Raw genomic sequence first — 9599 nt, forward strand, 5'->3', positions numbered from 1 at the left:
ACCCCCGACACCGGCAAAGCGACCCCAGCCCGTCGAAGCCGGGACCGATCACGGCCCCACCCCGCCGGAACACAGCACCACACACGCGAAAACCCGGCCGCCAAAACCCCGACACCGGCAAAGCGACCCCAGCCCGTCGAAGCCGGGACCGATCACGGCCCCACCCCGCCGGAACACAGCACCACACACGCGAAAACCCGGTCCGGGCCCGCGGACCGGCCAGGCACTCACCACACCGCGTCCGCGCTCGCGCCGCCGGTGACCCGACGTCCGCCACAGCCCCCATGCCCCCTCGGTACGGCCGGTGACGGCACGACAACGATCCCCGACCACGAGAACCCCGCCCGAACCAGCCGAAGCCGTACACCTGTCTTTACCGACTTCTATTGGCCCCACCGTTCCGGGTTCGGGTGGCCCCAGTTCTACTCCGGGCGGGTGAGTGGGATGGATCGGTATGCAGAGTTCCGGGTTCGGGTGGCCCCACCCCTCGATCGGGTGAGGTTCGGCGGGCCGATGGCGCTTTCGCGTGGCGACGGGACCGGTGGCGCCATGAGTGCCGGTAGCGTGTGACGCATGGTGCCCGCCCGGACGCGCCCCCGACAGGATGCGACTGGGCGGGCGCCGTTGTTTCGGCGCCCGCCCAGTGCGGTCTCTCGTCAGCCATTCCTCTCCGGGGCCGGGCGGCTGCCTCCGCCCGTGCCGAATCGGATGCCTGCCCTGGTCATCGGCCCGGTCCCTCGCCGACCTGGGGCGGCGCGTCGGGCAGGGCGAAGTGGGGGTTCTCGATCAGTCCGATGACCGAGCCGGAGGGCTCGACGACCGAAGCGGCGCGGATCGAGCCGCCGACGTCCTGGACGGCCTCGCGCACCGTCGCGCCGGCCGCGAGGAGCTTATCCAGGGCGTCGTCGACGTTCGGGACGCCCCAGTAGGTCACCGGCCCGTCGCAGGGGCTGGCGTGCGGGTCGAGCGCCAGCTCGTATCCGCCGACGTCGAACCCGACGTAGAACGGCTCGTCGAAGTACGGCTCGATGCCGAGCACCGAGGTCCACCACGCCTTGTCGGCGGCGAGGTTCGGAGCGGGATACATCACTGTCCGAAGACCGAGGAACATGTGACAGCCTTTCAATTGAACTGTTGTTCTAATAGTGAGAGTAGAGGGCCGTGCCCGGCCGGCTGTCGCCGGGTCACTGAGTCGCTTGGATCCTGCGCTTGGCGGTGGTGCTGGCCAGCCGGAAGGACTCGGTGCCGGTCTCGATGATGTGGGCCTCGAAGGTGAGCCGGTCCACGATGGCCTGGCAGAGCCGCTTGTTGGTGAAGGTCTGGTCCCACTCGATGAACGGCTGGTTCGAGGCGATCGCGATCGCGTGCCGTTCCTCGCGCTCGGTGAAGATCTGGAACAGCAGTTCGGCGCCGTGCTGGTCCAGCTTGACGTAGCCAAGTTCGTCCAGCTATGCCGATATCCGCATAGATCGACCTATGCCGAGACCGCGACTATGCCGAAGTCGTGTGTGTTGTTCCGCTCCTTCGTGGGGTTTCGGCTGTTCGTGGCTCTGCATGGTTTCCGGGCCGGGCAGCCTCGTGAGCATGGGGGCAGGTTGCTCCCGCGAGGGGGTGGCGATGCCGTTCGGAAGTACGCGCCGGAAGGCGGGGGCTCTGGCTCCGCAGGTTGAGGGCTACCGGGCCTGGCTAGCGGAGCGCGGGTACACGACCCTGACCGCCAGGAACATGCTCAAGGATCTGGGGCAGGTCGGTCTGTGGCTATCGAGGCAGGGCCTCGATGTTGCCGATCTGGACGAGGAGCGGCTCAAGCAGCACCTTGCCGACCTGCAGAAATCGGGTCGCCGCCGGGTGGCCGGGCCGCGCGGCATGGTCCCGCTGCTGACCTTCCTGCGCGAGGCTGGCGTGGTGCCGACTCCGCAGGTGCCACCGTCGCCCGCGGCGGTTCTGCTGGAGCAGTACCAGCGCTGGATGGAGTCCGAGCGTGGCCTGTCGGCGTCGACGATGCTGCGCTACGGGAACACTGCCCGGCGCTTCCTGGCCGAACAAGCCGTGATCGACGGCCAGTTCGCGCCGGATGCTCTGACCGGGGTGGACCTGAACGAGTTCCTGCTGCGCGAATGCACCAGGGTCTCGGCGGGCTCGGCGAAGGGCCGGGGGGCCGAACTGCGGTCGCTGATGCGGTTCCTTCACCTGCAAGGCGTCATCCCGATGAAGCTCGGCGGCGCGGTACCCCCGGTCGGCGGCTGACGCTTCGCCTGCGTCCCGCCAACGATGGCGGTCGGCGACGTTCAGCGGCTACACCAGGGACCAGCCCGCGGGGCGACCGCGAGGCGAGGCACGAGAGGGGGCCGCGACCAGGACCAGAACCGCCCGGGCCGTGGACTGACACCCCGGACGCAGGAGAACCGGGACCCGCACGACCCCGGAAACGGCCCCGGCCCCGCCCCAACACCCCCGGGAGAACAGGAAGAACAGGCGGGACGCGGCCGGACAGGACAGGACAGGACAGGACAGGGCAGGGCCGGACAGGACGGGACGGGACGGAGCGGAACGGGACGGGACAGGGCGGGACGGGACAGGGCGGGGCGGGGCAGGGCGGGAAACACCGGCCGCCGGCCGCCGGCCCCGCGGGGCGGGACCCCGGCACGGACAGTGCGAGCCGGAGACCGGGACCGTCCCCTGGCCGCAAAGGCCCCGGGACCGTCGAAACCGGCCCGCCCCCGCCCGGCCCCCTCGGGGGGCCGGGCGGGGGCAGGGGTCAGGTGATCGAGGCACCCGAGTCGATGCTGATGACCTGACCGGTCATGCAGTCCTGGTCCAGGAACAGGTGGATCGCCCGCGCGACCTCCTGCGGAGTCACGAACCGCGGGATCGGCGCCTTGTCCCGCATCGCCTCGATCACCCGCTCGGGCAGCGTGTCCGTCATCCCCGTGATCATGAACCCGGGTGACAGCGCGTTGACCGTCACCCCCCTGCGGCCGCACTCCGCCGCCAGCGTGCGCGTCATCCCGATCAGCCCCGCCTTCGACGCCGAGTACGCCGTCTGCCCCGCGGTCGCGATCAGCGCCGACGGCGACACGATGTTCACCACCCGCCCCCACCGCGCCCGCAGCATCCCCGGCACACACACCCGCGCCGTGTGGAACGAACCCACCAGGTTCGTGTCCACCACCCGCCGCCAGTCCGCCGGCGACTGCATCGCCATCAGCGCGTCCCTACGGATCCCGCCGTTGTTGACCAGAACGTCCACCGGACCCAGCGCCGCCTCGATCCGTTCGACCATCGCCAGGACCGCGCCGTGATCGGCCACGTCCCCGCCCACCACCACGCAATCGTTCACAAGCTTGCCCGCCACCTCCTCCGCCGCATCCCGCGAGGAGTTGAAATGCACCGCGACCCGGCAGCCCGCCGCGTCCAGCTCCAACGCCAGCTCCCGCCCCAACCCGCCCGAAGCACCCGTCACCAGCGCCACCGGCGACACCGGCCGCCGGCCCAACCCACCCCGACCACCCGCACCCCGACCACCCGCATCCCGACCGCCCGCATCCCGGGCGCCCATGTCCCGGCCACCCGCATCCCGGGCGCCCATGTCCCGACCGCCCGCATCCCGGGCGCCCATGTCCCGACCACCCGCATCCCGGGCGCCCGTGTCCTGGCCGCTCACACCGCACCTCCCCACGTCAGCAGCATCGAACCCCACGTCATCCCCGCACCGAACCCGGCCAGCAGCACCGTGTCACCGTCCTTGATCCGCCCCGCGTCCAGCGCCTCCGCCAGCGCGATCGGCACCGAACCCGAGGCGGTGTTGCCATACCGGTCCAGATTCGCCACCAGCCGCTCCGCGGGAATCCCCGTATGGTTCAGCACCGAATTGATGATCCGGATGTTCGCCTGATGCGGCACCACGTGATCCACCTCCTGCGGACGCACCTTCGCCTGCTCCAACGTCTCGCGGATCGTGCGCACCGTGTACCGCACCGCGTTCAGGTAGATCTCGTTGCCGTTGATCTGCGCGTAATGCAGACCCGCCCGCACCGTCTCCTCGGTGACCGGCATCCGCGAACCACCCGCCAGGACCTTCAACGAGTCCTTGCACGAACCGTCCGCGCCCAGATTCCACGCCCGCACCCGGTCCACCGGCCCCGGCACCAGCACCACCGCACCCGCACCGTCACCCACCAGGATCGACAGATCCCTGTCCCGCGGATTCGCCGTCAACGTGTGCGTGTCCGAACCCACCACCAGCACCGGCCGCGGATCCATCCGCATCAGACCCGCCGCCGTCACCAGCGCATACACGAACCCCGCACACTCCGCATTCACGTCGTGCGCACTGCCCGCGATCCCCAGCGCCTCGTGCACGAACGCCGACGTCGCCGGCGACGGCTGCTCCGGCGTCGCCGTCGCCACGATCAGATGCGCCACATCCGACCCCGACAACCCCGCCCGCCCGAGCGCACGGCGCCCCGCCTCGACAGCCATCGACGCCGTCGTCTCACCCGCCGACACCGCCCGCCGCTCACGGATCCCGCACCTGGAGACGATCCAGTGCTCATCCACACCGAACCGCTCCGCCAGCTGCGCACTGGTCACCACCCGGTCGGGAACCCACATCCCCCACCCGGCGACATCGAAACCGCTCACCACCCGACCCCCTTCCCCTTCGACCGGCCCCGGCCCTCAGGAACCCGACCCCGCGGCCAGCGCCACGATCCGCCCGTGCACCACCCGCAACGTCGTCGTGTCATCGATGTCCGCGAACAGCGACTCGTCCGCCCCGATGTGCGGATACGCGTTCTGGAACCCGTACAGCCACTCCATCAGATCCAGCGAATCCACATCCGCGATGTGCTGCAACGCCGCGTCCGCATCGATCTCCCGCGCACCCGACACCGCCTGCAACTGCGCCGCCAGATCCTCAACCGAAGGAATCCCCGACATCACACAACCATCCCTTCCACACACACGCCCCCCAGCACACCACGCGCCGGAACAAAGGACGCCGAACCACAGCCCCTACCGGGCCGATCACACCGACACGGCCCGAACCGGACCACCGGCCACGCCCGAAACACGCGGACCACCGGCCGGCCCCACCCACCCGAACCAGCCCCCCCGGGAAAAACACCCCCAGAAGGCAGTACCGGACAGGCACCGCAACCATGTCGCTTTCGACAACCGCATAGAACCCGCCCCCACGCAAAAACCCCGCAACCACCCCCCCACACCCAGCCCCTTGCGCACCACTTGCGAAGACACGCTTTCCTGACCCACGACCCCACCACCCAAACCCGCCACCCCCCACACCCACCACCAGACACCCAGACACCCAGACACCAGGCACCAGACACCAGGCACCCAGCAACGGACACCAGGCACCAGGCACCCCGCAACGGGCAACGGGCAACGGGCAACGGGCAACGGGCAACGGACACCAGGCAACGAGCAACCGCACTGAACGGCCAGACGCCACCCGGCTCCAAGCCCACCGCACCACCGGAAACCGGCACCAGCCACCACCGGCACCGAACCCTGAGCCGAACCCGGGGCCGGCCCGCCGGCACCAGGCACAACCACCAGGCACCAGGCACCAGGCACCGAACAACCCAGCCCGACAAGTACCGAAACACCACCGGCCACCGGCACCAGCCACCAAGCACCACCGCTCGCCACCAGGCCACCACCGCACCACCGCACCACCGCCGAACAACGAACACACCGAACGCCCAACGCCCCACAGGCGACAGGCGACAGGCGACCGGCGACCGGCGAAGGCCGAACGTGCCGGACGCCCACCGCACCACCAAGCCACCAGGCACCAGGCACCACCGCTCGCCACCAGGCCACCAACGCCGCAGGCCCAACACCCGCACCTGGAACAACCCGCCAGCCACCCGCACCACCGCCCCACAACCAGCGCACCACCGGACAACAGGCAACGGGCAACCAGACTGAACAGCCAGTCCACCCCGGCCTCCAGGCCCCACCGCACCACCGGGAAGCGGCACCGGCCACCACCGGCACCAAGCCCCAAGCACCAAGCAGCCGAGCGTCACAAGTGCCGGAGCACCACCGGACATCGGCACCGAACCGACAGGCACCAGAGCCCCACCGTCCGCCACCCCGGTGGCCACCAGGCGGCCGCCGGCCACCAACGGCCGGACACCCGGAGCCTCACCGGGCCGCGGACACCGGCCACGGACGGACCGTCACCGCACACCCCGCACACCACCCGGACCGCACCGGCCCGGGCACCCGCACCACCACACCACCGGGAAAGCGGCACCAGCCACCACCGGCGCCGAACCCGGGGGCCCCGGCCCCGAACCACACCCCGACCCACCCCCGACAGAACAGGACACGACGATGACCACCGTCGACGCCCGCTCCATCAACCCCGACGTCGAAGCCATCCGCCACCACTACGAAGTCGGCAACGACCTCTACCGCCTCATCCTCGGCCCCACCATGATGTACTCCGGCGGCTACTGGGAAGACGGCGAAGACCTCGTCGCCACCCTCGACGAAGCCCAGGAACGCAAGCTCGACGTCTTCACCGACCTCGCCCACGCCGCCCACACCGCCAAGGTCCTCGACATCGGCTGCGGCTGGGGCACCATGCTCAACCGCCTCACCACCGTCCACGGCGTCACCCGCGCCGTCGGCGTCACCCTCTCCCGCACCCAGGCCGACTTCATCACCGCCCTCGACAACCCCGCCATCGAAGCCCGCGTCGAATCCTGGGAAGACCACCACCACGACGGCCAGCCCTACGACGCCGCGTTCTGCATCAACGCCCTCGAACACTTCGTCCTGTCCTCCCTCACCCCCAAAGAGCGCACCCAGCGCTACCGCGTCTTCTTCAAGCAGGTCCACTCCCTCCTCAAGCCCGGCGCCCGCTTCGTCCTGCACACCATGACCGTCGAAAACCCGCCCCTGCGCCGCCAACTCCTCGACGACCTCAAATTCCTCCAGCGCGAAGAATTCGAAGGCTGCCACATCCCCCGCCTACCCGAACTCGCCACCGGCCTCGACGGACTCTTCGAAGTCACCGAAATCCGCAACGAACCCGAATCCTTCGCCCGCGCCTGCCGCGCCTGGCTCCACCACCTCGCCACCCGCCGCACCGAAGCCCTCACCCTCGCCGACGAAACCACCGTCGCCCGCTTCGAACGCTACCTCGACATCTTCGCCTACACCCTCGAAGACCACATCTTCAACAACTTCCGCGTCACCCTCACCCGCCGCCCCTAACCCCCACCCCCAAACCCCCACACGGGAAACCCCGAACCCACCCCCACAACACCCCAAAAAACACAAGCCAAAGCACGACCCGCAAAGCCAGCGAACAACCCCCAAAAGAACACCCGAACACCCACACCCGAACACCAAAGCCCAGGAACAGCACACAACCCGGAGACAGCACAAAACCCGGGAACAGCACACAGCCCGGGAACAGCACACAACCCGGGAACAGCACACGGCCCGGGACAGCACACAACCCGCCCACGGGAAACCGCACCCCCCGGCCGACCCAGAACCCGGCCGGCAACAACGACACCGGCCCACTCACCCAAAAACAACAACCCCGGAAACGGCCCCACAACACCCCGGACAACCACCCCCGAAAAACAACCCGGGCAAAACCCCAGAGAACAACCCGACGGCCAACCCCCGGACAGCCCGTCAAACCACCAACAGCACGCCAACGACCCAGACAAACACCCCCCGGGGGGCGGCCCAACAACCCACCCCCACACCACCCCGAAACCCGCCGGCCCACCACCCCGAAACCCGGCCGGCCCGGCCCCCACCGCCCACAACAGGCCTCAACAGGCCTCAACCGGCCACAGCCACACACCCCGCAACCGGAACACCGGCCCACCACCCCACACCCGCACACCCGCACACCCGCACCCGCACCCGCACCCGCACCCGCACCCGCCGAAGAAACGAGAGAAGGGGACACGCCAGCGCCATGACCACCACCACCCCCCGACCCGCCACCACCGCCACCACCGCCACCACCGACGACGCCCCCCACACCACCCCGCCCACCACCACCCCAGCCACCACCCCCGACCCCGACCCCGCGCCCGCGCCCGACCCCGCGCCCGCCGGCGGCCCCGTCCTACGCCACCTCAAAGTCGCCATCATCGGCACCGGCTTCTCCGGCCTCGGCACCGCCATCCGCCTCCTGCAGACCGGCACCGACGACTTCCTCGTCTTCGAACGCGCCGACGACCTCGGCGGCACCTGGCGCGACAACACCTACCCCGGCTGCGCCTGCGACGTCCAGGCCCACCTCTACTCCTTCTCCTTCGCCCGCAACCCCAACTGGAAATCCACCTTCGCCACCCAGAGCGAAGTCCACGCCTACCTCCGCGACTGCGCCCACCGACACGGCGTCCTGCCCTACCTGCGCTACAACCACGAACTCCTCACCGCCCACTGGAACGAAACCCACCACCACTGGGACCTCACCACCACCGGCGGCCGCTACACCGCCCGCTTCCTCATCACCGGCACCGGCTACCTCTCCACCCCCGCCATCCCCGACATCCCCGGCCTCGACACCTTCACCGGCACCCTCTTCCACTCCGCCCAGTGGAACCACCACCACGACCTCACCGGACGCACCATCGCCGTCATCGGCACCGGCGCCTCCGCCATCCAGTTCGTCCCCCACATCCAACCCAAAGCCGCCCGCCTCGACCTCTACCAACGCACCCCACCCTGGATCGCCCCCAAACCCGACAAACCCAACACCCCCCGCCACACCTGGATGCTCCGCCACCTCCCCGGCTACCAGAAATTCCGCCGCAACTTCAACAAACACGGCCGCGAAATCATCGCCTTCTTCCTCTCCCGCCCCACCCGCACCACCGCCATCAAGAACATGGCCACCACCCACCTCAAAAAATCCGTCCCCAACCCCCACCTCCGCGCCCTCCTCACCCCCGACTACACCATCGGCTGCAAACGCCTCCTCTTCTCCAACACCTGGTACCCCGCCATCCAACAACCCAACGTCAACATCATCACCACCACCATCAAAAACATCGGCCCCACCCACATCACCACCACCGACGGCACCACCCGCCACATCGACACCATCATCCTCGCCACCGGCTTCACCCCCACCAACCAACCCATCGCCCACCGCATCCACGGCAAAAACGGCACCACCCTCGCCCACACCTGGACCCAACACGGCATGCAAGCCCACCGCGGCACCACCATCCACGGCTACCCCAACCTCTTCATGCTCCTCGGCCCCAACACCACCCTCGGCCACTCCTCCCAAACCGTCATCATCGAAGCCCAGATCACCTACATCATCAACGCCCTCAAAACCACCACCACCCACAACATCACCAGCCTCCACCCCCGCCACCAAGCCCAAACCCACTACAACACCAAACTCCAGAACAAACTCAAAAACACCGTCTGGACCACCGGCAACTGCCACAGCTGGTACCAAGACCACCACCACAACAACCCCACCATCTGGCCCACCTACACCCACACCTACCAACACCAAACCAACCACTTCGACCACACCAACTACCAAACCACCACCACCCAAAACACCTGAC

Annotated in this window: 7 protein-coding genes and 1 pseudogene; 3 read left to right on the forward strand and 5 right to left on the reverse strand. The window is 69.0% G+C overall.

Annotation, left to right across the window (positions count from 1 at the left end):
- Window positions 1-721 precede the first annotated feature (721 nt).
- Complete coding sequence (locus AB0C76_RS39900; protein ID WP_359975229.1) at window positions 722-1087, reverse strand: glyoxalase; 366 nt, start codon at window positions 1085-1087, stop codon at window positions 722-724.
- 97 nt (window positions 1088-1184) lie between these two features.
- Window positions 1185-1448, reverse strand: a pseudogene (locus AB0C76_RS39905) (ATP-binding protein); the annotation flags it as partial.
- Between the two features lie 277 nt (window positions 1449-1725).
- Here AB0C76_RS39905 and AB0C76_RS39910 point away from each other — a divergent pair.
- Window positions 1726-2247 carry a hypothetical protein gene (locus AB0C76_RS39910; protein ID WP_359975232.1) on the forward strand — a complete coding sequence of 174 codons (522 nt, stop codon included), beginning with the start codon at window positions 1726-1728 and terminating at the stop codon, window positions 2245-2247.
- 511 nt (window positions 2248-2758) lie between these two features.
- On the opposite strand, the gene AB0C76_RS39915 is transcribed toward AB0C76_RS39910, so the two are convergent.
- The 3 genes from AB0C76_RS39915 to AB0C76_RS39925 all read right to left on the reverse strand — a co-directional run bounded on the left by AB0C76_RS39915 (window position 2759) and on the right by AB0C76_RS39925 (window position 4941).
- Window positions 2759-3472 carry an SDR family NAD(P)-dependent oxidoreductase gene (locus AB0C76_RS39915; RefSeq protein ID WP_359975235.1) on the reverse strand — a complete coding sequence of 238 codons (714 nt, stop codon included), beginning with the start codon at window positions 3470-3472 and terminating at the stop codon, window positions 2759-2761.
- A gap of 188 nt (window positions 3473-3660) precedes the next feature.
- Window positions 3661-4644, reverse strand: a complete 984-nt coding sequence (locus AB0C76_RS39920) for a beta-ketoacyl-ACP synthase 3 (protein WP_359975238.1) — start codon at window positions 4642-4644, stop codon at window positions 3661-3663.
- 36 nt (window positions 4645-4680) lie between these two features.
- Window positions 4681-4941 (reverse strand): hypothetical protein, encoded by a 261-nt coding sequence (locus AB0C76_RS39925; RefSeq protein ID WP_359975241.1) that lies wholly within the window; start codon window positions 4939-4941, stop codon window positions 4681-4683.
- A gap of 1425 nt (window positions 4942-6366) precedes the next feature.
- Between AB0C76_RS39925 and AB0C76_RS39930 the strand changes: the two genes are divergently transcribed.
- Entirely contained in the window at window positions 6367-7254 is an 888-nt protein-coding gene (locus AB0C76_RS39930) for a class I SAM-dependent methyltransferase (protein WP_359975244.1), read from the forward strand.
- Window positions 7255-7978: 724 nt separating this feature from the next.
- A complete protein-coding gene (locus tag AB0C76_RS39935; RefSeq protein ID WP_359975247.1) occupies window positions 7979-9598 on the forward strand; it encodes an NAD(P)/FAD-dependent oxidoreductase in 1620 nt (539 codons plus the stop codon).
- The last annotated feature ends 1 nt before the right edge of the window (window position 9599 follow it).

It is taken from the genome of Kitasatospora sp. NPDC048722 (genome assembly GCF_040650235.1).
Taxonomy (GTDB): domain Bacteria; phylum Actinomycetota; class Actinomycetes; order Streptomycetales; family Streptomycetaceae; genus Kitasatospora.

Excerpts from the sequence above, each read along its gene's own strand:
- AB0C76_RS39900 (WP_359975229.1), bottom strand. The coding sequence starts at position 1,087 with ATGTATCCCGCTCCGAACCTCGCCGCCGACAAGGCGTGGTGGACCTCG.
- AB0C76_RS39910 (WP_359975232.1), top strand. The coding sequence starts at position 1,726 with ATGCTCAAGGATCTGGGGCAGGTCGGTCTGTGGCTATCGAGGCAGGGC.
- AB0C76_RS39925 (WP_359975241.1), bottom strand. The coding sequence starts at position 4,941 with ATGTCGGGGATTCCTTCGGTTGAGGATCTGGCGGCGCAGTTGCAGGCG.
- AB0C76_RS39930 (WP_359975244.1), top strand. The coding sequence starts at position 6,367 with ATGACCACCGTCGACGCCCGCTCCATCAACCCCGACGTCGAAGCCATC.
- AB0C76_RS39935 (WP_359975247.1), top strand. The coding sequence starts at position 7,979 with ATGACCACCACCACCCCCCGACCCGCCACCACCGCCACCACCGCCACC.